We start from the raw sequence: 25,268 nt of genomic DNA, 5'->3' as shown, positions 1-25,268 counted from the left end.
CCATTTGTATATATATCGTATATGGAATCTTCATTGGTTATTCCATAAATTATGAGTATCAAAATAATGTACAACAAGAGAAAGAGGAGTCAGCCTAACTTTAATTAGTCGGATTTGTTAGGTTGTGATAAAATATTTTTGTCCTCATTGATTTAAAAAGGAGAGTGGAGAGTCATGGAAAAAATAGAAAAATTAAGATCTAATTTTTCAACACATGGAATTGACGGGATCCTGATCACTAGTCCATATAATCGACGCTATATTTCTAACTTTACTGGCACAGCTGGTGTTGTTTTAATTAGTGCAGATAAGGCTCAGTTTCTAACAGATTTCCGCTATATTGAACAAGCTACAAAACAATGTCAAGGTTTCGAAATTATTAAAATTACGGGGTCTATCCCGGAAGAGGTAGCGGTACAAGCAAAGAAATTGGGTATTCAAAAGCTTGGATTTGAAGAAGATTTTCTTACCTATTCCTCCTTTAAATTATATGATAAAGAAATCGAAGCTGAACTTGTTCCGATTTCCGGTGTAATTGAAAAGTTACGCTTGATAAAGACTGATTCAGAGCTTAAGATATTAAAGGTAGCAGCTGATATTGCTGATGCGGCTTTCAAACACATTTTAGACTTTATTAGTCCAGGAAAGACGGAATTAGAAGTATCGAATGAGTTAGAGTTTTTTATGAGAAAAGCAGGTGCGACATCTTCCTCGTTTGATACGATTGTTGCTTCAGGTCATCGCTCGGCACTGCCCCATGGTGTTGCAAGTGACAAAGTCATTGGGGCTGGCGATATTGTAACCATGGATTATGGCTGTTATTACAATGGTTATGTTTCTGATATTACGAGGACGGTTGCAGTTGGGGAACCAGATGCTAAGCTAAAGGAAATTTATGAAATTGTTCTTGAAGCACAACTACGTGGTATGGCAGGAATCAAACCAGGATTAACAGGTAAGGAAGCAGACGCAATCACACGAGATTACATATCAGAAAAAGGTTATGGCGAATACTTTGGTCATTCAACTGGACATGGGATCGGACTCGAGATTCATGAGGCACCAGGATTATCGATGAAATCTGATGTCGTGTTAGAACCTGGAATGGTGGTAACATGTGAACCGGGTATCTATATCCCAGGTCTTGGCGGTGTACGGATTGAAGACGATTTAGTGATTACCAAGGACCATAACGAGGCACTTACACATTCTACAAAAGAACTAATAATACTGTAATGATTTTAGGAGGATTTATACATGATTTCTGTAAATGATTTTAAAACAGGTTTAACAATTGAAGTTGATGGAGGCCTATGGCGTGTTCTGGATTTCCAACACGTAAAGCCAGGTAAGGGTGCAGCGTTTGTTCGTTCTAAACTTCGTAATCTTCGAAATGGTGCGATTCAAGAAAAAACATTCCGTGCAGGTGAAAAAGTAGAGAAAGCACAAATTGATAATCGTAAAATGCAATATCTATATGCAAGCGGCGATAATCATGTGTTTATGGATATGGAATCTTATGAACAGGTAGAACTGCCAGCTTCAAATATTGAGTATGAATTGAAGTTCTTGAAAGAAAACATGGAAGTACACATTATGATGTTTAACTATGAAACCCTTGGGGTTGAATTACCAAACAACGTTATTTTAGAAGTAGCTGAAACTGAACCAGGTATTAAAGGTGATACATCTTCTGGTGGAACTAAGTCTGCTACGCTTGAAACTGGACTTAATGTTCAAGTACCTTTCTTTATCAATCAAGGGGATAAGTTAATTATCAATACCACTGATGGATCATATGTTTCTCGTGCATAATTATTATAATGCCTTAATCCGAAAATTGTCGGATTAAGGCTTTTTTTTTAACAATTTATCCACAATTTCTCCTAAGTTTCTGCATACTTCTTCACTACATTAAGGGTGAAGAAAAAATAAAGGAGAAGATAACTATGAACATGACACATTATATGGGATTATTAGCAGACAATCAGCCTTGGAATTTGTTAATTTTTATGGCAGTTCCAGTAATCTGTGCAGAAATACTAGCGATTTCCGAAATTGCTATTTTATTTACAAGAAAAGTAGATGGTGCCTTGAAAAAATTGAATAAAATAACAGGTATTTTCGCAGGCTTTTATTTTACTGGAATATTCATTTACCTAATGAAAACAGCTTACATTCCACTAACTGTTAATGGAGAGTGGAAAGGGTGGATTGACGTTATCGCTGTTACTTTCTACTTACTTGGAATTATTCCGTTTCTTGGAATGGCACTGCTGGATTTAGGTCTTATTTATAGAAATAAAACAGAAGAAGAAAAGCTAAAAATTCATGCTATCTTTGTAAGTATTTTTCTAGTAGTTGCACATATTGCGATGATATTTGGGATGATTGATCCTGCTCTTGGCACTGGTTCTCCGTCAGGCCATGATATGATGAATATGTAAGTTCAACCGCTGGAAATCCGTTTGTGATTTTAGCAGAGGTCTTTCATATGTAGATGAAAAACTTCACTAAATAGTAAGAATTAGTTCCATTTTGGCTAAATTCTTTTTGCTAAACTTAAATAGTGTTAAATACTATAGGGAAGGAGTGTAACAGATAATGAAACGAATGACATCTCTCTTGTTCCTTGGAATTTTGTTTGCCATTGTGGCAGCTGGCTGCAGTTCCAAACTCAGTGATCAAACTTGGAAACTTGATAAAAAAAATGTGCCATTACCAGATTTTGTTTTAAATACATCAGAAAAAATTCAAGAAACATATGTAATGGCAGCCACATATCCAGAAGTGGTGGCCCAAGTTCCGTGCTATTGTGGATGTGTAAATGATGGGCATAAAAGTAACCTTGATTGCTTTATCAAAGGTATGGGACCAGAAAATGCTGTAGAAGAATGGGATTCGCATGGTATAGCCTGAGACACTTGTGTCAATATCGCCCGGGAGGCGGTAGAAATGCATCTGAACGGAAAAAGCCCTGCGAAAATTTACGATTTATTAACAAGAAAATATGAAGATATTGGGGAACCGACCCCAACACCTGAACCTAAGTAAGGGGTAACCCATGAAGAAAATACTAATCGGATTTTATATTTTGATTATTATTGGAATTATTGTCTGTATAAGTAATAGCCACATTTTTGAAAGCAAGAAATCGGAGGCTATTGCGGCAGGGGAGAAACTATACAAAAAAAATTGTATTTTTTGTCACGGTGAGACAGGAAAGGGAGAAGGCTCAAAATCTGGTACGGCTTTAAATAGCCAGAATTTTTTAAGCACTGTATCGGATCGTGATCTGTATCATTATGTGAAGTATGGAAGAGAAGGTACGGTAATGCCGGCCTATGGTCCAAGAATGACAGAAAACGATTTAAATAATCTTGTTGCTTATATAAGAGACTGGCAAACAAAGGACTTAGAATTTGATGTCCCCAAAACTATTTCTGGTGATCCAGAACGTGGAAAATCACAATATAATTTATATTGCCTCATTTGTCATGGTGAGGCAGGTGTTGGTAAAGAGAAAATGGGAACAGCTCTTGCTAATCCACAATATTTAAAATATACCACTGATAAGCAAATTTGGATTGATGCAGCATATGGCCGTGAAGAAACACGGATGGGACCTTCATTAAAGGGCCTAGAAGGCGCACGTCAACTCAAAGAAAAGGATATAACAGATATTGTAACCTATATTCGATCCTTGGAGCAAAAGTAAAAAGTATACAGTAAAAAAGACCTGAATCTCAAATCGATTCAGGTCTTTTTTTGTTGGCTGTGTTAATGAACAGAGCATTTTTTGTTAAATGTGAACATTATGTGGTGGATTTTTGACGAAAACACAACGATTTTAATCCTTTAACAAAATGTTCAAGAGTGCTTCAACAAATAAGAGTTGATAAAGATTATATTTATTTCAAATAGGACTATAGTAAAAAATAGTACTTTATAGAGATAAGTTTCAAGGAGGATTAAAGATGCTGAAAAATAAGTGGTTGGCATTATTCGTAATCGTATCATTTTTAATGAATTTCATCATTCCGAAGGCAAGTGCTGAGACATCCTTTCAAGCAGAACAATTTCCCTTTAAGGAAATGCAGGTTCAAGTAATGCCAGAGTTTGATTATCCAGAAGGCTGGTCGCGCGAGATTCCGTCCTTACTAGTTGGTCAGTACGGAACAATTACCAATAAAAGCGGTCAAGATTATAATGGGAAGATTGAAATTCCCATTCCAGCAATGGATAAAGGCTTTGAAGCTTTCTTGGTGGCAGAGTTTCCAGAAAAAGATAAGCCAGAAGTGCAGCGCCCATATGATGTTGATAAAGAAAACGGGATTATTACTTGGAAGCCTGCTAAGGCGATTAAGAATAATGAAACCTACGAATTTGTCATTGAGTACTATACCAAGTCCATAGACGTAAAGGGCAAAAAGAGTTTTTTATATGAATTTAAGAATAAAGCCGATATCGAACTTTTAGATGTTATCTTTTATGCTCCAATGGATGCAAAGGAAATAAAAATGGAACCAAAGGCAGACAACCATTCGAAAAATGAATATGGGGAAGAACTCTATTACTACCAATACAAAAATGTTAAGGCAAACGCTGGTTTAAAATATTCTTTTACATATAAAAAGGCTGGTACTGAATCAACGATGGAAGCTATTAATAAACAGCAGCCGCCAAATGATGAAAACCATAGTGGTTTAACTGCAACAGATCAAGTGGTCAAATCTGGTGGATCATCCGATCCTTCTAAACGCCCCATAATCGGAGTGGGTGGTGCTTTGATCATTGGAGCTGCAATTATTATTGCAGGGCTCTTTGTCTTCCTAGGCTTAAGAGGAAATTCACGATTAGGAGCAAAGGGTGCCAAACAAACAAAAAAACAGCCAAAGAAACCATTGCAAACGGCAAAAGAGGATAACAAAATAGCGATTTCAGAAGAAAAGAAAGAATTACGTAAAAAGTTATTAATGGGAAAGATTGATCAGGAAATGTACGAAGAAGAAATGAAGAAATTAATCTAAGAGGTGAGAAGAATGAAAAAAAATACGATTATTATGATTGGCGGGTTTATTATTGCAGCTTCCATTGTTTTCCTTTTGATGGCAGCAACACCCGGATCAAGTGGTGTTGAGTTAACATTGAAAGAACTTTTGGCTACACAAGAACATCATAAGGATGATTTTGTAACGGTTGAAGGACTACTAATCGAGGATTCTATTAAATGGGATGCGAAAAAAATTGAATTGAAGTTTGATGTGAAAGATAACGACGGCAATCTTATGCATGTCATTCATCACGGAACAAAACCGGATAATTTCTCAGAAGGTGTTATCACGATCCTCCAAGGGGCACCAACTAAAAAGAACACCTTTGCTGCAGAGACAGTTAAGACAAGATGTCCATCTAAATATGAAGGAAAAGATATGAAAGAATATGATCCAGAGACACATAAAGATAAGTTAAATCAAACACTGAAAGAAAAATAAAAGGGCTGACTTAAGAAGGTGACCAAATGTATTTATTTGCCAACGCAACAATTTATATAGGCTTAGCCATTGCGATTTATTCTCTTCTTATTATTACGTTGGGAATTAGCACGAAAAATCAAAAGTTTGTTAACAGTGGTAAGGGTGGATTAATTGCATTATTAGTTTGTTCATCACTTGCTATGCTCTCACTGTTCTACCTTTTAGCAACGTCTCAATTTCAATATGAATATGTTCATGATTACACAAGCAGTGAACTGCCAATCATCTATAAATTAACGGCATTATGGGCAGGTAATGCAGGATCGTTGTTATTGTGGACATTTTTCCTAACTCTTTATACCTATATGATTGCCTTTTCTCGAAAGTTAAAAGGAAATCCTATGGTTCCATACATTTCTGCCATCTTGCTAGCAAATGCGGTTTTCTTCTTCTTTATTTTAGGCTTTGTTGCAAAACCTTTTATTCTATTAGATGAGATTCCTATCGAAGGAAAAGGCTTAAATCCAATGCTCCAAAACCCTGGCATGATTATTCATCCAGTCACCCTATACCTAGGATATGTCGGGCTGGCCATTCCATTTGCGTTTGCAATGGCGGCACTAATCTTGAAAAACGTTGATGATTTCTGGATTAAAATGACAAGACGCTGGACGATTATTGCATGGTTATTTTTAAGTCTTGGTAATATCTTTGGCGGACAATGGGCCTATGTTGAGCTAGGATGGGGCGGCTACTGGGCATGGGATCCAGTTGAAAATGCATCCTTTATGCCATGGTTAACGGCTACTGCATTCTTGCACTCCGTGATGATTCAAGAACGAAAAAACATGTTGAAAATATGGAATATCAGCTTAATCATTGTTTCTTACGCACTTACTTTATTCGGTACATTCCTGGTAAGAAGCGGGGTTCTTACATCTGTTCATGCTTTCGCTAATTCAAACCTAGGATTATACTTCTTAATCTTTATGGGTGTGGCTGTTATTGGAGCACTTTATGTATTAATGAGCCGTTATAACTTGCTTAAACGAAGTGCAGGTGAATTTAATTCTTTTGTTTCTAAAGAAAGCAGCTTCCTAGTAAACAATTTATTACTTGTTGGCGCAGCCTTTGCAGTATTTTGGGGAACTATTTTCCCGTTAGTATCTGAAGCAGTTCGTGGTACAAAAGTTACGGTCGGTCTTCCATTCTTTAATAAAGTTGAAGCACCCATTCTATTATCAATGATGTTTATCATGGCGGTTTGTCCAATGCTTGCTTGGCAAAAATCAACTGTAAAAAATCTTCGGAAAAATTTCCTGATTCCAGCTATTCTTGCAATTCTCGCTATGATTTTAATGGTGGTATTAGGAATTCAAAAGGCTTGGGCAGTAATTGGTTATGGAGTTATCACTCTATTATTAATTACCCATTTCTTAGAGTTTTATAGAGGAGTTAAAGCTAGAAGAAAGATGACGAAGGAATCTCCACTTGTTGCTTTGTATCGATTAATGATTCGAAATCGACGCCGATACGGTGGATATATTGTCCATCTTGGGATTGCCTTTATCACAATGGGGATCATTGGTTCACAGAATTATGATCTACAAACTATGAAAACTGTCGATTTAGGACAGTCAATTGAACTAAAAGATTATCGTATCAACTATGATCGACTTGACCAGAAAAAAGTAGGAATCAATGACATCGTTTATGCTGATGTAACAGTTTTTAGAAATGGTAAAAAGCTGGGCACATTCCAACCTGAAAAGGTGTTTTATGGGAATTGGGAACAGCCATCTTCCGAAGTGGCGATTATTTCCTCACTTAAAGAAGACTTGTACATCGTATTAAGTGCATGGGAAGACGATGGAAAAGCTACATTTGTGGTAAAGGTCAATCCAATGATGAATTGGTTATGGATTGGATCATTTATGATTGTGATTGGTGCCCTGTTTGCTGTCTGGAATGGAAAATATGGAAATGTCACTCCTCGATACACAGGGGTTCGCAAAGAGGTGTCTTAAATATGAAAAATAAGATTTATATTGGGCTTCTCATAATCTCGTTCATCTTTCAAGGATCATTCCTTCGTGTAGAAGCCGCAAAACAGATTGACTATAAATCTGCTGAATTCAAAGCAGTTGCTCAGCAGTTCGCCTGTACATGCGGCTGTGGCCAGGATCACTATGAATGTGATCCTAATACATGTAATCTAACGACTGAATTTAAAGCAGACTTAGTTGAGATGATGAATAAGGGCTGGGATAAGGATAAAATTCGTGAATATTATGTCAACATTTATGGTGAAGAGATATTAACTTCACCAGAGAAAAGTGGTTTTAGTCTAACGGCTTGGGTCCTTCCTTTTGTTGTACTTGGTGCTGCTGGTATTGCCATGTTTTTCATAATCCGCAAATGGGTTAAGAAAAAAGACTATATAGAAGATGTTGCAGATTACGAGTCGACTGAGGATGAAGTAGAAGGTGAAATCCTTTCCTCCATGATTGATGAAGAACGCAAAAAGTATCTTTAGGATGTGAAAAAAATGCAAGATATCACCATCATTTCGATGATTTTTACAACCATTTTAGCTCTTGCCTGTCTATTTCTAATCTTATCACCTTTATTTAAGTGGGATACTTATTTACAGGTTTCTTCTAAAAACAAGGATATCCATGCTACCAAAGAAGCACTATTGACAACCCTTAATGAAATAGAATTTGAGTACAAGATGGATAAAATCTCACACGCTGATTATAAGCAATTAAAGAAACAATATGAAACAGAAGTTGCCAGTATTATGAAGGAAGAAGAAGAAATCATGCACACGAATGTCGATAAAGAGTTAATGGATGAAGTAGAAAAAGAAATAGAAGCTCAAATGAAGACCTATAAGAACAAAAAGGGGGAAGGAAAGTGATCAATAAAATCACCGTTTTCCTCCTCGGGTTGATGCTGTTAATCCCTTTCAGTGTATTAGCGGCATCAGATTCAAAGGTCGCAATTGATATGCATTATATCGTGATCAGTCCTGCGGAAGACGGATCAACGAATATGATGAATATGGTTAACTATACCAATACCGCAGCTGAAGAATATAAAGGTGATGGAAAAAATGAAGCAGTCTTAAAGGTAACCTTGCCTGATGGAGCAGCGGACCTTAACTTTTTAGACAATCAAATTGCCTTTAAAGAGATTGATAAAGGATTTATTACAACAACTCCAATTCCAGGGAATCAAACCATGGTATTACCATACAGCTATAGAATGCCAGCGGGGAAAGAAATAAACCTGAAATCTGACTATCCCGTGCAAATGATGCAGATTCTCGTTCCAGAAGGTAGAGGGAGTATTGAAGTAAAGGGTGCGGATGCAACTAGTCAAGGCAGTTTCAAATTTGATGACCAGAATTACTTTGGATATAGTATTGAAGGACTTAAGGCAAATCAGTCCTTTACTCTAGTTTATAACAAAGATAAACAGCCGCCGGCAGGTGAGACCAAAAAGTCGGACAAAACGAGTGAAAGTAACAATAATAGTTCAGTCACACACACAGCACCCGCCTTCCATAATCCTGGTCATCTAAGAATATGGGCACAATCACCATTGCATCGCTTTAATCCACATGTATTTATGATTATTTTATTGGCAATTGTCATTGCAGGAATCTCCTATTATATCTATTTTAGAAGGAAAGCAAGGATAGATGATGAAAAACTAGGAGCGGATAAAGAAGAGAAAGCATTTAAACTGTTAATGGCAAAACAAAAAGCCATAATGGATAAGATTATTGAATTGGAAGAATCTTTCGGTGATGGAAAACTTTCAGAAGATGAGTATCATGCAAAGCTTGAAGCTTATAAACAGCATCTTGTCCAAGTAAAATTAAATCTTCGTAATTTTGTTGAGTAGCAGCTGTGATGGGAGAGACCGCAATGATAGAAATAAAAAAACTAACGAAGCAAGCTGATAATAAGCTCATCTTACGTGGTATAGACCTCTCAATCAAAAAAGGAGAAACAGTTGCCATCCTAGGGCCAAATGGTGCAGGGAAAAGCACTCTTCTTAAAGTGCTGGCAACCTTAATAAAACCTACATCAGGCCTGATTAAGGTTAATGGTATGGATTTGAAAAAAAATCATATCAAAATAAAAAAAATAATGGGTTATTTACCCCATTCCAGCTTGCTTTACGATCATTACACACCATTAGAAAATCTAGTCTTCTTTGGAAATATATACGGCGTTAAAAATGTTGAACAACGAGCAATTGAGCTTGTCAAAGAGGTAGGTTTGTCATTCTTTCTGAATGAACCTGTAAAAAACTTCTCTCGAGGCATGATTCAAAGGATTGCCATCGCACGGGCGATTGTTCATGAACCAGAAATACTACTCTTGGACGAACCGCACACCGGCTTGGATCAAGGGGCAATTGGGATTCTCAATAACGTTATTCTAGCGATGAAAGAAAAAGGGACCACGACCTTGATGGTAACCCATGATTTCAAACAAGCAGCTGAAATCTGCGACAGAATCATCATTGTTAAAAATGGGAAGATTGTCGATGATTTTAGGATTGAAAATCCTAACTTAGGCTATGTTTCCGAAAAGTATGAACAATTAGTGGAGGGAGTATCATGAATCTTTTTCGAACAGCCCTCTTACTAGCTAAAAAGGATTTATATTCTGAGTTCAAAACGAAGCAAATTATGGTAACCCAGATTATATTTGCTGGTCTTGTCATTGTCGTTTTCAGCTTTGCTTTTGACCCAGCCAATAATACAACTAAAGCAGTCATTCCGGGGGTCATTTGGGTCATTATCGTTTTTGCAGGAATTTTAGGACTTAACAGGTCATTTATTTCAGAACAGCGGAATGATACGATGCAGGGGTTATTGGTAGCACCGATGGAGGCAGCCAGCATTTATTTAGGAAAGTTCTTAGCCAACTTCTCCATGATGTTGATTGTAGAACTTGTCTCAATTCCATTTTTGTTCCTATTGTTTGACTTCAGATTCTATGGGAGTATTCCATATTTTATCCTAGTAGTGTTCTTGGGCAGTTTTGGATTTATCGCCATTGGTACATTCCTAGCTGCCTTGGCAGCCAATTCAAAAAGCAGTGAAATGCTGCTTCCATTACTGCTATTTCCGATCACAACGCCAATTTTAATTGGTGTTGTTCAAGCAACAAGAATTATCCTAACCAATATGGAGAAATTTTCAAGTGCAATAGCTTGGATCCAACTGGTCACTGCGTATGATGTTATCTTCTTTGTTGTTTGTTTCTTATTAATAGATTATGTGCTGGAGGTTTAAGTGATGAGTATGAATCTCGAACGAGAGAAAGCAGTGCTTCCTGGAACTCAAGTAACTGTAAAGAAAAACATAAATCTATCCAAGATTTTGTTTGGAGCTACAGTTGTATCCATGTTAGTTGCCCTTTATTTTATCTTTATCTTTGCTGCTGAAGAAGTAACGATGGGAGCTGCACAGAAAATCTTTTATTTTCATGTTAGCTCTGCTTGGCTGGCATTCATGGCGTTTTTTGTAACATTTGTGTTTAGTATCTTGTTTTTAATCAAGCGGAAAAGAATTTTTGACACCTATGCCTATGTCTCTGCTGAAATTGGTGTTGTGTTTACGATTATTGTTTTAACAACCGGTCCGATTTGGGCAAAATCTTCATGGAATACATGGTGGGTATGGGAACCACGCCTAATTACTACGTTGATTCTATTTTTTATCTATATTGCGTACATTATGATCCGACAAATGGATGGAGTTTGGGATAAAAAAGCTCGGCTTGCTGCCGTATTTGGAATCATCGGGTTTGCAGATGTTCCCATCGTATTTTTTGCCATTCGTTGGTGGCAAACAAAGTTTCACCCAATTGTGTTTGGTGAAGGACCTTCCCAAAAAGGTGGAGGTATCGAAGGTACAATGTTAGTCGCCCTGTTTGTTTCACTTGCGGCATTTACAATTCTATATTCCTACCTTCTTCATAAAGGTGTATCATTTGAAAATATGAAAATTAAAGTAGAGCGCTATAAAGAAAAATTACGAGAAGACTTGGAAAAATAGGAGGAATTGATCATGGGATTCGAATATATGTATGGTGCCTATTCGGTAGCTTGGGTTGTTATTTTTTCGTATATGTTAATACTTGGGAAGAGACATTCAAAATTAAAGAAAGAAATTGAATTCTTAAAACAACTAGAAAAATAACTAGGATTGATATTTGGGCCTGTGTAGAATTAGCAGGCCTTTTGCATAGAACCTTACTGGTGTCAGGAGGAAATACGATGAACAAGCGGGTCATCAAATTACTCGTATTGATTCTTATTGTAGGTATGTTTGCATTCTTTGGTTATAGTTTAGTAACAAAAGGTAAACATACAGATGTTGGTGATAAAGCATATAATTTTTCGCTCCCAAATTTAGATGGAAGTACAACCAAACTCTCTGATTTTAAGGGAGAAGTTGTAATCTTGAATTACTTTGCCTCATGGTGTGCTCCGTGTAAGGAAGAGTTACCAGAACTAGAATCTTTCCAAAAAGAGTATGGCGATAAATATAATTTTCTTATGATTAATCGCGGCGAGACAATGGATAAAATTAATAAAGTAACAGAGAAAAATAAAGCCGGAATGAATTATTTTTTCGATTATAATGCCAAGGTTTCAAAAATGTATAATGTAACAGGACAGCCAGAAACCTTTGTAATAGATAAACAAGGAATAATTAGAGTGCACTTTAATGGTCCAGTTACAGCAATGCAATTATATAACTGGGCAAAGAAATATGATAATTAATCTCAAAAGAGGATTGAACCAAAAAAATGGGTTCAATCCTCTTTTAATAGGAAGGATGATAGTTAAATTCTGCAATCACATTTGCTTTAATAATTATTTGTCCTGGTTCCAATTGTGTGGACGCCATGCTTTTCACAAAAGTGCCAGACGTATTAAATACAGGCTGGACTGTACTTCCGCCTTCGACCACTGAAATCGGTGTAGGGAGTAAGATTACATTTAAGGTACCGGCAATCGTTTTAGCTTTTTCAATGGCATCATTTACAGCTAGACTCAAGGTTTGCTTATAAAAAGCTTCTTTGTTTTTTACTGTAAATTGAACATGGGAAACATTGTTTACCCCGTTCTGAACAGCTGTATCCACCACTTTTCCAATATTGGATAAATCCTCAATTTTCACCTGCAAAATATGAGTTATTTTATAACCGCGAAAAATTTGTTTCCCCTGATCATAGTCATAATCTGATTCGATTCGATAATCAAAGGTTTGAATATGATTTTTGGCAATTCCCAGTGAAATAAGTGATTCGATTACCTTTGCCACTTCAAGGGAGTTTTGCTGCTGGGCTGTAATTAATTGCTTACCTTCTGAAATAATTCCTATGTTTACTGAAGCCGTGTCAGGCTGGACTGCCATTTCCCCCTCACCAGAAACTTTAATTATATGACCCTTGTGATGCTGTCCGTTGCGGGGAAGCCGAGGGTGATTGTAATTGTACACTCAGTATAATTCCTCCTTGTTGGGTTATTCCTTCCTATAAAATACGATTCACATTACAAAAACGTTCCGAAATAAATCTATTGCTTTTACCTTATTAAACTTTGTTCTAGTAATAGGATATGAAATTGAGAAGAAATGACAGATTTGAAAGTCATAATGTGACCAAGCAGGCATACATTTTAAATAATGAGAAGCCAAATATGAGGAGGCTGTATACGTGGAAACGATCCTAAACTTTTTACCAAAAAAAATAGCCGACCTAATCAGCAAAATCCCTCTGAATCAAAAAGAAGAATTAGAAGAAATTCGTATTCGCATCAATCGGCCCATTGAAATGACCATGAAAGGTACACCCAGGTTTTTATCATATATTATCCAGCCCGACGATGCTTTTCATCTTATGAATAAAATCAGTCAATTCTCCATTTATACACTTGAAGAGGAACTCAAACAAGGGTTTATTACGGTTTCAGGAGGCCATCGGATCGGCCTCGCGGGTAAGGTAATCCTTGAGGGTGGTAAGGTTAAGATGATTCGAGATATTTCCTCTTTTAATATCCGTATCGCTAGGGAAAAGGTTGGCATAGCTGAACCGCTTATCCCCTATATCTTTCAAGGAGGATGGAAGCATACGATGGTGATTGGACCTCCTCAAACCGGAAAAACCACATTACTCCGCGATATAGCAAGAATTGCTTCCTCAGGCTTCGGAACAAGGGGAATACAGGCATGTAAGGTGGGTATTGTTGATGAACGAAGTGAAATTGCCGGTTGTGTAAATGGGATACCGCAATTGACCTTTGGAGACCGCCTAGATGTATTAGATGCCTGTCCGAAAGCTGAAGGAATGATGATGATGATTCGTTCAATGAGTCCAGAGATTTTGGTAGTAGATGAAATTGGCCGGAAAGAAGACAGTGAAGCCATCCAAGAGGCTGTTCATGCCGGAATCACGTTAATGATGACAACACATGGGACGAGCATTGAAGAAGTTAAGAATAGACCATCTCTCCGAAATATTTTGGATCAAAAAATCTTTCAGCGTTTTATTGTCCTTAGCAGGACATCTGGTCCAGGAACAATTACACATATATTAGATGCAAATGGTAGTGAAATGAATCAAAAAGTGAGAGTGACATAAATGATTAAGCTAGTAGGTGCTGTATTCATCATTGCCGCAACAACGTGGATTGGATTTGAAATTTCCAGGCGCTTTAGTGAACGGCCAAAGCAGCTTAGAGCATTAAGATCTGCACTTCAATCACTTGAAGCAGAAATTATGTACGGCCATACACCGTTACATGAAGCAGCACGAAGGTTGGCAGAACAGTTATCAAAACCTCTATCCACGTTTTTTGAAGCCTTTTCCAAGAAATTGACGGACACAGAGACAACGGTTAAAGAAGCTTGGGAAACGAGTTTGAAAGAGATATGGAGTTCAACGGCATTAAAGCAGGGAGAATTTGAAATAATGAAGCAGTTCGGGGAAACCCTGGGGCGCCATGACCGTATGTCCCAACAAAAACATATTATGCTGACACTGACACATCTTGAAAGAGAAGAGGCAGACGCAATTCAAGCACAAGCAACATACGAAAAAATGGTAAAGAGCCTGGGATTCTTGGCAGGATTATTACTGATTATTTTATTATTTTAGGGGGAAAAGCAATGGGGTTAGAAGTGGATATCATATTTAAAATTGCTGGTGTGGGAATTGTGGTTGCCTTTTTGCATACCGTATTAGACCAAGTGGGGAAAAAAGAATACGCCCAGTGGGTCACGTTATTTGGGTTTATTTATATATTATTTCAGGTAGCTTCTATCGTAGATGATCTCTTTCAAAAAATTAAATCTGTATTTTTATATCAATAAAGGAGGGGTCCTAAGATTGAAATCATAAAAATAGTCGGCATAGCACTCGTTGCCACTTTTCTCGCTTTAATTGTTAAAGAACAAAAGCCTAATTTTGCTTTTCTCTTAATTGTCTTTGTAGGCTGTGTCATTTTTCTTTTTTTAGTAGATAAAATTTATGAAATCATTCATATGCTTGAAAAACTGGCAGTGAATGCAAATGTGAATATGGTTTATATTGAAACGATTTTAAAAATCATTGGAATTGCGTATATAGCCGAATTTGCTGCCCAGATTACCAAAGATGCAGGTCAGGGAGCGCTATCCTCTAAAATTGAAATAGCAGGAAAAATTATTATTCTTGCAATGGCAATTCCAATTTTAACGGTTTTGATCGAGACCATTATCAAGCTTATTCCGAGTTAATGACATACCTGAAAAAGAGGTGTAGTAAAAATTGAAGCAGCGATGGCAGTTTATTCCTATTATCATTCTCGTATTCTTTTTTTTATTGATTCCAAGAGTACAAGCTGCTGAAGAGGGTAAAGATCAAACCAATCCTCTTTCCCCCCAGGAGTTGGTTGATGAACAGCTTAAATCTCTCGATATCTCAGAACTCAAACAATTTTGGGAGGATATCTCTTATAAATACGGAGGATTCCTACCAGAAAGTCAAAAGGGCAGTTTGTATGACTTTATCAGTGGTGAGAAAAAATTTTCATTAAAACAATGGGGTTTGGGAGTAGTAAAATTTGCTTTTCAAGAGTTTGTTTCTAACGGAAAATTACTAGGGTCATTGATTATGTTAACCATTTTTAGTATGTTCCTTCAATCCATGCAAAATGCCTTCGAGAAAAGCGCTATTAGCAAAGTTGCTTATTCAATCGTTTATATGGTACTAGTCATTATTGCTCTAAATAGTTTCCATATCGCCATCAGTTATACAAATGAGGCAATTGGATCGATGATCTCGTTTGTACTTGCTCTTGTACCGCTGTTACTCGCTTTAATTGCAGCCTCTGGAGGTTTGATATCGGCAGCCTTCTTTCACCCGGTAATCTTATTTCTAATGAATATGAGCGGCTTATTTATGCAATATATCATCCTGCCACTTCTTTTTCTTGCGACTTTGCTGAGTATTGTCAGTACGATGTCAGAACAATATAAAGTGTCACAATTAGCCGCTTTGCTAAGGAATTGGAGCATAGGGTTAATGGGGCTCTTCTTAACGGTGTTCCTTGGTGTTATATCAGTACAAGGTGCCTCAGCAGCTGTGTCAGACGGGGTAACAATCAGGACAGCGAAGTTTGTGACAGGAAACTTTATTCCTGTCATTGGAAGGATGTTTACCGATGCTACCGATACGGTCGTTAGTGCATCAGTCCTATTAAAAAATACAGTGGGCCTTGCTGGGGTAGGGATCTTACTTATTATCGTAGCCTTTCCAGCTATTAAAATATTAATGATAGCCTTTATTTATAAATTTGCTGCTGCTATTTTGCAGCCTCTAGGTGGAGGACCAATCATTACCTGTCTAGATATTATTAGTAAAAGTGTGATTTATGTTTTCGCAGCGCTGGGTATTGTTTCACTTATGTTCTTTTTATGTATAACCGTAATTGTTGCAGCTGGTAATCTGACAATGATGATACGATAGGGGGGATTAAAAATGGATTTTTTAATAGAGTGGGTAACGAATATAATTCTCTTTATCTTATTAGCAACGGTAATTGATATGCTCCTTCCGAATTCAAGTATGCAAAAGTATACGAAAATGGTTACGGGACTCCTCTTAATCGCCATTATTCTGACCCCAATCTTTAAATTAATCTCCAAGGATTTTGAAACGGCACTTGGATCCATCCCTTCATATCAAGTTCCTGGAGAAAAAAATATGAAAAATTCAATAGATTTAAAGAAAAAAGAAATACAAGCTTCACAACATGCATATATTTTAGAAGAAATGGCTGTCCAACTGGAAAAGGACGTGAAAGAGGAGTTGATGGAACAATACGGATTGGAGATAGCTAAAATTGACATAGCTACAAATGAAGAAAGCGACCAAACATTCCCTGAAAACCTCCAAAAGGTTATGGTTCTTCTGAAACAACCAGAAAATGAAGTGAAGACAGTCGAAGCAATTAAACAAATTGAAATTAACTCAGAAACACCTCTTCCATCTAAAAGCTCAACAGAAGAAACAGAAAAAATAGCCGCTTTTCTTTCGCGAAAATGGAATGTGACCGAAAAAACAGTTGAAGTTTCGATTGAAGGGGGGATTAATAACGAAAATGGATAACAAAAATCAGGGGCCATTTTCATGGCTTAAAAAGGTGCTGAAAATCGAGGGCAATTCTGAAAAGAAGACAGGCAAATACCAATATATGCTCATTGTGTTATGTATTGGTGCAGCATTTATGCTGGTAGGCAATATTGTCTTTAAGAAAACCCCGAGTTCAGAAGATATCCCGGTTACAGCTAGTGATAAAGTCGAAGCCGGGGATGTCCCTGCTTTTGGAATAAGCAAAGGATCAGGCAATAAGGCAGTGACTGAATATGAAGAAAAATATGAAAGCCAACTTAAGAAAGCTCTCCAGCAAATGTTAGGTGTGAACGATGTTACCGTTGTCGTCAACATAGATTCAACTGATAAGAAGGTCTTAGAAAAAAATAGGGTTTCCAAATCACAAACTACGGAAGAAACAGATCGTGAAGGCGGGGAACGTAAGGTTCAAGAGGCCTCTACTGATGAGCAGCTAGTCATAGTCCGTGATGGTGAAAAAGAGATACCAATTGTAGTAGAAACAAAAAAGCCTGAAATTCGTGGAGTCCTTGTCGTTGCAAAAGGTGCAGATAATATTCAAGTGAAAAAGTGGATTATAGAAGCAGTTACACGCGCCTTAGATGTACCAAGCCATCGAGTTGCGGTAATGCCTAAAAAATAAAAGGGGTGTTTTTATATGCTATTGAAAAAACAAACAGTTTGGTTATTAACGATGTTAAGTTTAGTTGTTGTATTATCTGTTTATTACATTACATCACCAGAGCAGAAGAGTAATGATCTTGCGGCTATTCAGCAAGATGCGAAGGAGCAAAATAAAGGAAAGACTAAAACGGAAGCTAAAGATGATAAAACTATAGTATCCACTGTAGCAGGTGATCAAGAGTTTGAGGAACTTCGTTTGAAGTTAGATGACCTAAGGAGCCAACAGCAAGAGGAATTAACTACTGAACTTGCCTCGACCGATCTACCTGCTGTCGAACGAAGCAAGGTTAAGGATCAAATGGATAAATTAAATCAAACAGCCCAAAAAGAAGAAATCCTTGAAACCCTTATCAAAACAATGGGCTATGAAGATGCTTTAGTAAGAGCAGATGGGGAGGAAGTTAGAGTAACTGTTAAATCTAAAAATAAGCCGTCTGCAACTGAGGCCAATAAAATCATTTTACAGGTGAAAAAAGAAATTGGTGAAACCAATTATGTAGCTGTAGAATTCCAGCCAACGAAATAAGTGGATTAAAAAAAGGGAAGTCACCGACTTTCCTTTTTTTTTGATTGAGGACCATCAAATAGGGTAAAATAATATGTTGAGAGACATTCACTGTCCAAAATTCCCTTTTGTTCATAAAAATATTAAAATAGAGGAGTATGACAGTGGGTGGGAAATTCAATGGTAATAATATACATCATTGAACTTTTACTAGCTATTATCGTATAGTTATAGTAGTTAGTCATAATTTTGTTGTATGAGGGGTGTACTCAATGTTAAAAGTACAAGAAATTCGCGAGTTAATAAAATTGGTGGATCAATCTAGTATTGATGAATTCGTATATGAAAACGAAGGTTCAAAAATCAAAATGAAAAAAAATACTTCAGCTACATATGTTTCACAAGTAAGTGCAGCACCGCGTGAATTGGAAGTTATTCCAACTCCAGTTGCACCAGTCGTAACGACATCAACACCTGCTGTTGCAGTTCAGGAAGTAAGCCAAGAAGTTCAAAAACAAGAACCTGTAAAGCAAACAGATACATCAAATCTTCACAAAATTGTTTCTCCTATGGTAGGGACTTTCTATGCTTCGCCGACTCCAGACGCTGACGTCTATGTTAAACCAGGGTCAAATGTTACAAAAGATTCAATCGTATGCATTGTCGAAGCAATGAAATTATTCAATGAGATTGAAGCGGAAATTGACGGAGAAATTGTCGAAATCCTCGTTAAAAATGGTCAATTAGTAGAATATGGACAGCCTTTATTTTTAGTAAAGCCTGAATAAGGAGCGATAACAGAATGATAAAAAAACTGTTAATTGCAAACAGAGGGGAAATTGCAGTTAGAATTATTCGTGCCTGCCGGGAAATGGGAATTGAATCTGTTGCCGTCTTCTCTGAAGCAGACCGAGAAGCATTGCACGTTCAGCTGGCAGACGAAGCCTATTGCATAGGACCTACTTCATCAAAAGACAGTTATTTAAACGTTACAAATCTTATAAGTGTGGCGAAGTTAACAGCATGCGACGCCATTCACCCAGGTTATGGGTTCTTAGCTGAAAACGCTGATTTCGCTGAACTTTGCCGAGAATGCAATATTACTTTTGTGGGTCCAAGCCCCGAAGCTATTACGAAAATGGGTACTAAGGATATTGCTAGGGAAACTATGCGTGAAGCCGGAGTTCCAATTGTTCCAGGGTCAACGGGGATTATCAATGACATAGATGAAGCACTTGAACTTGTCAAAAAAATCCAATATCCAGTTATTATCAAAGCAACAGCTGGCGGTGGCGGCAAAGGGATTCGTGTTGCCAAGAACGAACAGGAATTAATTAAAGGCATAAGTATCACACAGCAAGAAGCGATGACAGCCTTTGGAAATCCTGGTGTATACATTGAAAAATATATTGAGGATTTTCGTCATGTTGAAATTCAAGTCCTTGCAGACTCCTTTGGTAACACCATTCATTTAGGAGAAAGAGACTGTTCCATTCAACGCAGGCTCCAAAAGCTTCTTGAAGAAACGCCTTCACCAGCATTAGATGGAGAAATACGAGAAGAAATGGGAACTGCGGCTGTAAAAGCAGCAAAAGCGGTTGATTATTCAGGTGCTGGCACGGTAGAATTTATCTATGACTACCGCAATCGGAAATTTTATTTTATGGAAATGAACACACGGATTCAGGTGGAACATCCTGTAACGGAAATGGTCACTGGAATCGATCTTATTAAAGAACAAATCCGGGTGGCTTCTGGTGAAAAATTAAAGTTAAAACAGAAGGATGTAACGTTCACAGGATGGGCAATTGAGTGTCGGATTNNTCCGCAGGGAAAATCAACATGTATCTTCCACCTGGTGGTTTTGGTGTACGAGTTGATTCAGCAGCATATCCAGGGTATACGATTCCGCCATATTACGATTCCATGATTGCGAAAGTCATTGCATATGGCGCAACCAGGGAAGAAGCAATTTCAAGAATGAAACGAGCATTAAGTGAATTTGTTGTAGAAGGTATCCATACAACCATTCCATTCCATTTAAAACTGCTAGATCATGAAAAGTTTGTAGAAGGCGGGTTTAATACAAAATTCCTGGAATTGCATGATGTAATGAAGTCTTAATTAATATGTGGAGGTGTTATGAATGAGTGAATTTAGTGTCCTGGAAATGGAACAAGGCAGTAACGGTCATGGTAAAGTGGAAATTGCTCCCGAAGTGATTGAAGTAATTGCAGGAATTGCTGCTTCTGAGGTTGAAGGTGTGGCTGCGATGCGTGGGAATTTCGCAACAGGTGTGGTTGAACGTTTAGGGAAAAAAAACCATGGTAAAGGCGTAAAAGTAGAATTAACCGAAACAGGAATTAAAGTAGATGTTTATTGTATGATGAAGTTTGGCATATCCATACCGTCCGTTGCTAGTAAAGTGCAGGATAATATTCGACAAGCATTGCTGAATATGACTGCATTAGATGCAGAAGAAGTTAACATTCATGTTGTTGGCATACAATTTGAAAACCAAAAGAATGACCCTGATCTGGTTGACTCGGAAGTCTAAAATTTGGAAACCAAAGGAACTTGTTCCTTTGGTTTTTCTGTTTTTAAAATATAGTTTTAAATAAAAGTGCTTACATAATGGAAAAATAACAAGGTTAGAGTGCGAATCATTTTTAGTTATGCTATTATCGTTAATGTGAAACCTATTCATCACTTCATTTATAAAAAATAGACAAAATTTAATTAATTTCTCTAAAGGAGTTAACGGTATAATGAAAAGAAGAACTGCAAGGGAAAAGGCATTACAGGCGCTTTTCCAAATCGATATAAGCAATACAGAGCCCGCTGCAGCAATTGAACATGTTTTAGAAGGAGAGGCAGGAGACGATTATCTAACTAGTCTAGTTCTAGGGGTAGTCGAACAAAAAGCTGAAATAGACCGTTTAATAAGTGGAAATCTTGAAAAATGGTCATTAGATCGATTAGCAACGGTTGATAGAAATTTATTAAGAATTGCGGCATATGAAATGATGTTCTTCCGAAATGAAGTCCCGGAGAATGTAGTTTTAGATGAAGCAATTGAGATAGCCAAAATATATGGAGATGACCAATCAAGTAAATTTATCAATGGTGTACTTTCAAAATTAAAACAAACGCTTAATAACGATTAAATTATAGGCTTTGTTAAAGATCATTGTTGAGCGGAAATTAACAGCCAAGTTTAACACAGCTAAATAATAAGTAATTTTGAGAGGGGAAGGGTGAAAAAAATATGACTGCTACAATTATTAATGGAAAAGAAATTGCCGAAAAGAAAAGAATGGAAATAGGTGAAGAGGTTACCAGAATTAAAAATCTAGGGGTAACTCCAGGACTTGCTGTTATTTTAGTCGGAGATAACCACGCATCTCGGACATATGTTTCAAATAAAGAAAAGGCCTGCAAAGAGCTTGGGATGAATTCTGTTTTAATTGAATTGCCAGAGGAGATTTCAGAAGATGAACTATTGTCAAAAATTGAAGAATTAAATATGGACCCTGATATACATGGGATCTTAGTTCAATTACCAATTCCTAAACACATTGACGAGAAAAAAGTGATTGAATCGATCTCTCCCCTTAAAGATGTTGATGGATTTCACCCAATTAATATTGGCAGGATGATGACAGGGCAGAATGCCTTCCTTCCATGTACTCCATATGGAATTATGGTGTTACTTGAAGAAACTGGTATTTCTGTAGCTGGAAAGCATGTTGTTGTGGTTGGCAGAAGTAACATTGTCGGCAAACCGGTCGGACAATTATTTCTCAATAAGGATGCTACAGTAACCTACTGTCATTCGAAAACAAAAGATATTAAGTTACATACGAATCAAGCAGATATCCTTATTGCAGCTGTTGGGATTCCGAACTTTATTAAGGCTGATCATGTAAAAAACGGTGCTGTTGTCATTGATGTAGGAATTAACCGTAATGAAGCAGGAAAGCTTTGTGGTGATGTGGACTTTGCTGAGGTGTCCGAAAAAGCTGGATACATTACTCCAGTTCCTAAGGGTGTCGGTCCGATGACGATTACGATGCTTATGTATAATACCCTTAAATCGGCTGCAGAAAGTATTGACCGTAATTAAAGGAGGAAAATGTCCTTATCTTTTATTTTAGATAAGGACTGTTTTTCGCTAATCGAAGTATTTTGTTTATGATTGGCTATGTTAAATCTCATTGTTAATTTTGCTGCTAAGTTGATTGGAGCGAAATCAACGGGCAAGTTTAACTGAGCCTTATTATTATTTTGGGTGAAAAAAGGAGTTACATATGCAGGAACAACGATATTTAACTGTGAATGCTCTAACAAAATACATAAAAAGAAAATTTGATGCAGACCCGCATTTACGAAATGTTCATGTAAGAGGTGAAATTTCAAATTTCAAGCAGCATTCGAGCGGACATATGTATTTTACCTTAAAAGATGAAAAAGCCCGAATTCTTGCCGTAATGTTTTCAAGCCATTCTCGGACGATGAAATACAAGCCAGAAAATGGCATGAAGGTCATTGTTAAGGGTGAAATTTCGGTTTATGAGCCTAGTGGCCAATATCAGATTTATATAAAAGAAATGCTTCCAGATGGTATTGGGGAATTGTTTTTAGCTTATGAACAACTGAAGGAAAGACTTGAATTAGAAGGATTATTTGCGCTTGAAACCAAAAAGTTGATTCCCTTGTACCCCAGAACAGTAGGTGTCATTACCTCACCAACAGGGGCAGCCATTAGAGATGTCATTACGACCATTAAAAGACGTTACCCTATCGCGAATATTCTCGTATTTCCAGCCCTCGTTCAAGGCGAAAATGCAGCACCATCAATTGCTAAGGCTATATCTAAAGCAAATACCATGGATGGAATTGATGTGCTAATCGTTGGGCGCGGCGGAGGCTCCATCGAGGAATTGTGGGCTTTTAATGAAGAACTTGTTGCTCGTGCGATTTTTTCGTCTGATATTCCCATCATTTCCGCTGTTGGACATGAAACCGATTTTACGATTGCTGACTTTGTCGCGGATTTACGTGCTCCAACGCCTACGGGGGCTGCTGAACTTGCCGTACCACATATTGACGAGCTAATGGAGAGAGTATTGCAGCGGCAAACTCGTCTTCTTCGGACGATGAAAGGGAAATTTCAGTTAGAAAAAGAACGGCTGAATCGTGTTCAGAAATCCTATGCCTTCCGTTATCCTCATCGACTATATGAACAAAAACTAGAGCAGGTTGATAAACTCACGGAAATGCTTGTCCGCGGTGCATCAAGATTGTCTATAATTAAAAAAGGACAACATGAGATTCTTTATAAACGCTTGCAGAGAAACCAACCAAGCCAGTCTTTACACGAGGCCAATAAGCGATTAGATCTTACCAATAAAGAGATGAAGCGGGCCATGCTGCAAGTACTTTCCAAAAAGCAAAATGATTTTGACCGGATCCTTTCAACCTTAGGGGCATTAAGTCCATTAAAAATTATGGAACGTGGATATAGTTTAGCCTATTCAGAAGAGAACAGGCTGATTAAAAGCATTAATCAAGTTAACATGAACGAGCAAGTTCAAATTCAACTAACAGATGGAAGCTTATTCTGTAAAGTCGAGAATATTAAGGAGATCGAAAAACGTGAAGACTGAAAAAAAACTATCCTTTGAAGAAGCAATGACAAAATTAGAGCAAATTGTGGATAAGCTTGAAGAAGGAGACGTGCCTTTAGAAGAAGCAATCCTTTTCTATAAAGAGGGTATGGAGTTGTCCAAACTTTGCCATGATAAATTGAAAAGTGTAGAAGACCAATTAACACAGATTATTACGGAGGACGGTCGCACGGAGAGTTTTACAGTTGAAGAGGAGGAATAAGACTTGGAAACCGGGTTATTAGATGCATTTGCACAAGAACATAAACTTCTGCTTGATTCGGAGCTTCAAACTTTGGTTAATAAGCTAGATGCCCCTCCTATTATTAAGGAATCGATGATCTATTCCCTTGAAGCAGGCGGCAAACGGATACGCCCGCTTTTACTATTTGCTACTTTAGATGCATTTGGTGTTGAGCCGCGAAAAGGACTTCTTGCTGCTGCTGCTATTGAAATGATTCACACATATTCCCTCATCCATGACGATTTACCAAGTATGGATAATGATGATCTACGGAGAGGAAAACCGACAAATCATAAAGTATTTGGTGATGCAATAGCAATATTAGCAGGTGATGCCTTATTAACTTATAGTTTTGAAGTAATGGGGAACATTCCGCCCGAATTTGCATCAGATGCAACCAAACTAAAATTAGTTATTGAATTAGCAAGGGCTGCAGGAACAGAAGGAATGGTTGGCGGCCAAGTTGCTGATATGGAAGGAGAAGGAAAATCCTTAACTTTAGATGAACTTGAGTATATACATATCCATAAAACAGGAAAGTTACTTAAGTTCAGTGTGCTAGCAGGAGCAATAATAGCGAATGCAAGCCAAAAACAATTAGAAAACCTCTCAGCATTCGCACTTCACTTGGGTCTCGCTTTTCAAATTCAAGATGATATTCTTGATCTGGTTGGGAATCAACAATTGATCGGTAAGCCCGTTGGCAGTGATACTTCCAATCATAAAAGTACGTATCCACAGTTGTTGTCACTAGAAGGCGCTACTGCTGCATTGCATAAACAAATAAACCTGTCGAAAGAATATCTAGGCATGACAGGATTGAATACAAACCTGCTGATGGAAATAACGGATTTAGTCGCTTCAAGGGACCATTAGAATCGGAATTTGAGGCATTGAAATAAGTGTGTTATAATTATTTTCAATGTAGAAAACGTTGTCAATGCCGTTATCACTCAAGTGTTAGCGGCTATTTTTTAATCAAGGCTATTTTCGCATAGA

33 protein-coding genes and 1 pseudogene are annotated in these 25,268 nt (G+C 37.4%); 33 read left to right on the top strand and 1 reads right to left on the bottom strand.

The annotated features are described in order from the left end of the window. Nucleotides 1–2 precede the first annotated feature (2 nt). The 17 genes from V7137_RS10975 to V7137_RS10895 all read left to right on the top strand — a co-directional run bounded on the left by V7137_RS10975 (nucleotide 3) and on the right by V7137_RS10895 (nucleotide 12,293). Nucleotides 3–98, top strand: a complete 96-nt coding sequence (locus tag V7137_RS10975) for a YqhR family membrane protein (RefSeq protein WP_335698122.1) — start codon at nucleotides 3–5, stop codon at nucleotides 96–98. A 76-nt stretch (nucleotides 99–174) separates the two neighbouring features. Next, nucleotides 175–1,236, top strand: a complete 1,062-nt coding sequence (locus tag V7137_RS10970) for a M24 family metallopeptidase (protein ID WP_335698120.1) — start codon at nucleotides 175–177, stop codon at nucleotides 1,234–1,236. 21 nt (nucleotides 1,237–1,257) lie between these two features. Further along, nucleotides 1,258–1,815, top strand: a complete 558-nt coding sequence (gene efp, locus V7137_RS10965; RefSeq protein WP_335698119.1) for an elongation factor P — start codon at nucleotides 1,258–1,260, stop codon at nucleotides 1,813–1,815. Nucleotides 1,816–1,949: 134 nt separating this feature from the next. Beyond that, a complete protein-coding gene (locus V7137_RS10960) occupies nucleotides 1,950–2,447 on the top strand; it encodes a DUF6803 family protein (protein WP_335698118.1) in 498 nt (165 codons plus the stop codon). A gap of 157 nt (nucleotides 2,448–2,604) precedes the next feature. Then, the gene (locus V7137_RS10955; RefSeq protein ID WP_335698117.1) at nucleotides 2,605–3,054 is read left to right on the top strand and encodes a PCYCGC motif-containing (lipo)protein; all 450 of its coding nucleotides are present in this window, start codon (nucleotides 2,605–2,607) and stop codon (nucleotides 3,052–3,054) included. A 10-nt stretch (nucleotides 3,055–3,064) separates the two neighbouring features. Continuing rightward, nucleotides 3,065–3,718 (top strand): c-type cytochrome, encoded by a 654-nt coding sequence (locus V7137_RS10950; RefSeq protein ID WP_335698116.1) that lies wholly within the window; start codon nucleotides 3,065–3,067, stop codon nucleotides 3,716–3,718. Between the two features lie 259 nt (nucleotides 3,719–3,977). After that, a complete protein-coding gene (locus V7137_RS10945; protein WP_335698115.1) occupies nucleotides 3,978–5,030 on the top strand; it encodes a hypothetical protein in 1,053 nt (350 codons plus the stop codon). Nucleotides 5,031–5,042: 12 nt separating this feature from the next. Then, nucleotides 5,043–5,495, top strand: a complete 453-nt coding sequence (locus V7137_RS10940; RefSeq protein WP_335698114.1) for a cytochrome c maturation protein CcmE — start codon at nucleotides 5,043–5,045, stop codon at nucleotides 5,493–5,495. Between the two features lie 26 nt (nucleotides 5,496–5,521). Continuing rightward, nucleotides 5,522–7,504 carry a heme lyase CcmF/NrfE family subunit gene (locus V7137_RS10935; RefSeq protein ID WP_335698113.1) on the top strand — a complete coding sequence of 661 codons (1,983 nt, stop codon included), beginning with the start codon at nucleotides 5,522–5,524 and terminating at the stop codon, nucleotides 7,502–7,504. A 2-nt stretch (nucleotides 7,505–7,506) separates the two neighbouring features. Then, nucleotides 7,507–8,013 (top strand): cytochrome c-type biogenesis protein, encoded by a 507-nt coding sequence (locus V7137_RS10930; protein ID WP_335698112.1) that lies wholly within the window; start codon nucleotides 7,507–7,509, stop codon nucleotides 8,011–8,013. A gap of 12 nt (nucleotides 8,014–8,025) precedes the next feature. Next, complete coding sequence (locus tag V7137_RS10925) at nucleotides 8,026–8,400, top strand: hypothetical protein (RefSeq protein WP_335698111.1); 375 nt, start codon at nucleotides 8,026–8,028, stop codon at nucleotides 8,398–8,400. After that, nucleotides 8,397–9,392, top strand: coding sequence for a hypothetical protein (locus V7137_RS10920; protein WP_335698110.1), 996 nt, complete (start codon nucleotides 8,397–8,399; stop codon nucleotides 9,390–9,392). Before V7137_RS10925 ends, V7137_RS10920 begins: the two co-directional genes overlap by 4 nt. Nucleotides 9,393–9,415: 23 nt before the next feature. Continuing rightward, complete coding sequence (ccmA, locus tag V7137_RS10915; protein WP_335698109.1) at nucleotides 9,416–10,120, top strand: heme ABC exporter ATP-binding protein CcmA; 705 nt, start codon at nucleotides 9,416–9,418, stop codon at nucleotides 10,118–10,120. Beyond that, a complete protein-coding gene (locus V7137_RS10910) occupies nucleotides 10,117–10,797 on the top strand; it encodes a heme exporter protein CcmB (protein WP_335698108.1) in 681 nt (226 codons plus the stop codon). The genes ccmA and V7137_RS10910 overlap by 4 nt, the downstream gene beginning before the upstream one ends. Nucleotides 10,798–10,800: 3 nt before the next feature. Next, on the top strand, nucleotides 10,801–11,562 hold the full coding sequence (locus V7137_RS10905) for a cytochrome c biogenesis protein (protein ID WP_335698107.1): 762 nt from the start codon (nucleotides 10,801–10,803) through the stop codon (nucleotides 11,560–11,562). Nucleotides 11,563–11,574: 12 nt separating this feature from the next. Then, on the top strand, nucleotides 11,575–11,706 hold the full coding sequence (locus V7137_RS10900; protein ID WP_218349437.1) for a CcmD family protein: 132 nt from the start codon (nucleotides 11,575–11,577) through the stop codon (nucleotides 11,704–11,706). 77 nt (nucleotides 11,707–11,783) lie between these two features. After that, the gene (locus V7137_RS10895; protein WP_335698106.1) at nucleotides 11,784–12,293 is read left to right on the top strand and encodes a TlpA family protein disulfide reductase; all 510 of its coding nucleotides are present in this window, start codon (nucleotides 11,784–11,786) and stop codon (nucleotides 12,291–12,293) included. 43 nt (nucleotides 12,294–12,336) lie between these two features. Here V7137_RS10895 and V7137_RS10890 read toward each other — a convergent pair whose 3' ends face one another. Next, nucleotides 12,337–13,014 carry an SIMPL domain-containing protein gene (locus V7137_RS10890; RefSeq protein ID WP_335698105.1) on the bottom strand — a complete coding sequence of 226 codons (678 nt, stop codon included), beginning with the start codon at nucleotides 13,012–13,014 and terminating at the stop codon, nucleotides 12,337–12,339. A gap of 217 nt (nucleotides 13,015–13,231) precedes the next feature. On the opposite strand from V7137_RS10890, the gene spoIIIAA reads away from it, so the two are divergent. From spoIIIAA to V7137_RS10810, 16 genes and pseudogenes are all read left to right on the top strand, one after another. After that, a complete protein-coding gene (gene spoIIIAA / locus V7137_RS10885; protein ID WP_335698104.1) occupies nucleotides 13,232–14,155 on the top strand; it encodes a stage III sporulation protein AA in 924 nt (307 codons plus the stop codon). Next, a complete protein-coding gene (gene spoIIIAB / locus V7137_RS10880; RefSeq protein WP_335698103.1) occupies nucleotides 14,156–14,671 on the top strand; it encodes a stage III sporulation protein SpoIIIAB in 516 nt (171 codons plus the stop codon). 11 nt (nucleotides 14,672–14,682) lie between these two features. Then, nucleotides 14,683–14,886, top strand: coding sequence for a stage III sporulation protein AC (gene spoIIIAC / locus V7137_RS10875; protein WP_066060661.1), 204 nt, complete (start codon nucleotides 14,683–14,685; stop codon nucleotides 14,884–14,886). 24 nt (nucleotides 14,887–14,910) lie between these two features. Beyond that, nucleotides 14,911–15,291 (top strand): stage III sporulation protein AD, encoded by a 381-nt coding sequence (spoIIIAD, locus tag V7137_RS10870; RefSeq protein ID WP_218349555.1) that lies wholly within the window; start codon nucleotides 14,911–14,913, stop codon nucleotides 15,289–15,291. Nucleotides 15,292–15,322: 31 nt separating this feature from the next. After that, on the top strand, nucleotides 15,323–16,522 hold the full coding sequence (spoIIIAE, locus tag V7137_RS10865) for a stage III sporulation protein AE (protein WP_335698102.1): 1,200 nt from the start codon (nucleotides 15,323–15,325) through the stop codon (nucleotides 16,520–16,522). A 12-nt stretch (nucleotides 16,523–16,534) separates the two neighbouring features. Then, on the top strand, nucleotides 16,535–17,164 hold the full coding sequence (spoIIIAF, locus tag V7137_RS10860) for a stage III sporulation protein AF (protein ID WP_335698101.1): 630 nt from the start codon (nucleotides 16,535–16,537) through the stop codon (nucleotides 17,162–17,164). After that, nucleotides 17,157–17,810: a stage III sporulation protein AG gene (gene spoIIIAG / locus V7137_RS10855; RefSeq protein ID WP_335698100.1), complete on the top strand. Its 654-nt coding sequence runs from the start codon at nucleotides 17,157–17,159 to the stop codon at nucleotides 17,808–17,810. Before spoIIIAF ends, spoIIIAG begins: the two co-directional genes overlap by 8 nt. Before the next feature lie 15 nt (nucleotides 17,811–17,825). Next, complete coding sequence (locus V7137_RS10850; protein WP_335698099.1) at nucleotides 17,826–18,377, top strand: SpoIIIAH-like family protein; 552 nt, start codon at nucleotides 17,826–17,828, stop codon at nucleotides 18,375–18,377. 251 nt (nucleotides 18,378–18,628) lie between these two features. Beyond that, nucleotides 18,629–19,144, top strand: coding sequence for an acetyl-CoA carboxylase biotin carboxyl carrier protein (accB, locus tag V7137_RS10845; protein ID WP_335698098.1), 516 nt, complete (start codon nucleotides 18,629–18,631; stop codon nucleotides 19,142–19,144). A 14-nt stretch (nucleotides 19,145–19,158) separates the two neighbouring features. Beyond that, a pseudogene (gene accC, locus V7137_RS10840) lies at nucleotides 19,159–20,480 on the top strand (acetyl-CoA carboxylase biotin carboxylase subunit). A gap of 22 nt (nucleotides 20,481–20,502) precedes the next feature. Then, on the top strand, nucleotides 20,503–20,913 hold the full coding sequence (locus V7137_RS10835; protein WP_335698097.1) for an Asp23/Gls24 family envelope stress response protein: 411 nt from the start codon (nucleotides 20,503–20,505) through the stop codon (nucleotides 20,911–20,913). Nucleotides 20,914–21,124: 211 nt separating this feature from the next. Next, nucleotides 21,125–21,523, top strand: coding sequence for a transcription antitermination factor NusB (nusB, locus tag V7137_RS10830; RefSeq protein ID WP_335698096.1), 399 nt, complete (start codon nucleotides 21,125–21,127; stop codon nucleotides 21,521–21,523). 101 nt (nucleotides 21,524–21,624) lie between these two features. Then, nucleotides 21,625–22,482, top strand: a complete 858-nt coding sequence (gene folD / locus V7137_RS10825) for a bifunctional methylenetetrahydrofolate dehydrogenase/methenyltetrahydrofolate cyclohydrolase FolD (RefSeq protein ID WP_335698095.1) — start codon at nucleotides 21,625–21,627, stop codon at nucleotides 22,480–22,482. Between the two features lie 184 nt (nucleotides 22,483–22,666). Then, nucleotides 22,667–24,025, top strand: a complete 1,359-nt coding sequence (gene xseA, locus V7137_RS10820; protein ID WP_335698094.1) for an exodeoxyribonuclease VII large subunit — start codon at nucleotides 22,667–22,669, stop codon at nucleotides 24,023–24,025. Continuing rightward, nucleotides 24,015–24,248: an exodeoxyribonuclease VII small subunit gene (locus V7137_RS10815; protein ID WP_335698093.1), complete on the top strand. Its 234-nt coding sequence runs from the start codon at nucleotides 24,015–24,017 to the stop codon at nucleotides 24,246–24,248. The genes xseA and V7137_RS10815 overlap by 11 nt, the downstream gene beginning before the upstream one ends. Before the next feature lie 3 nt (nucleotides 24,249–24,251). Next, on the top strand, nucleotides 24,252–25,145 hold the full coding sequence (locus tag V7137_RS10810; RefSeq protein WP_335698092.1) for a polyprenyl synthetase family protein: 894 nt from the start codon (nucleotides 24,252–24,254) through the stop codon (nucleotides 25,143–25,145). Nucleotides 25,146–25,268: the final 123 nt, after the last annotated feature.

It is taken from the genome of Neobacillus drentensis (assembly GCF_036962765.1).
Classification (GTDB): Bacteria; Bacillota; Bacilli; order Bacillales; family Cytobacillaceae; genus Neobacillus; species Neobacillus drentensis_C.
The sequence above is the reverse complement of the archived record's forward strand: the minus strand, read 5'-3'. Positions and strand labels throughout refer to the sequence as shown.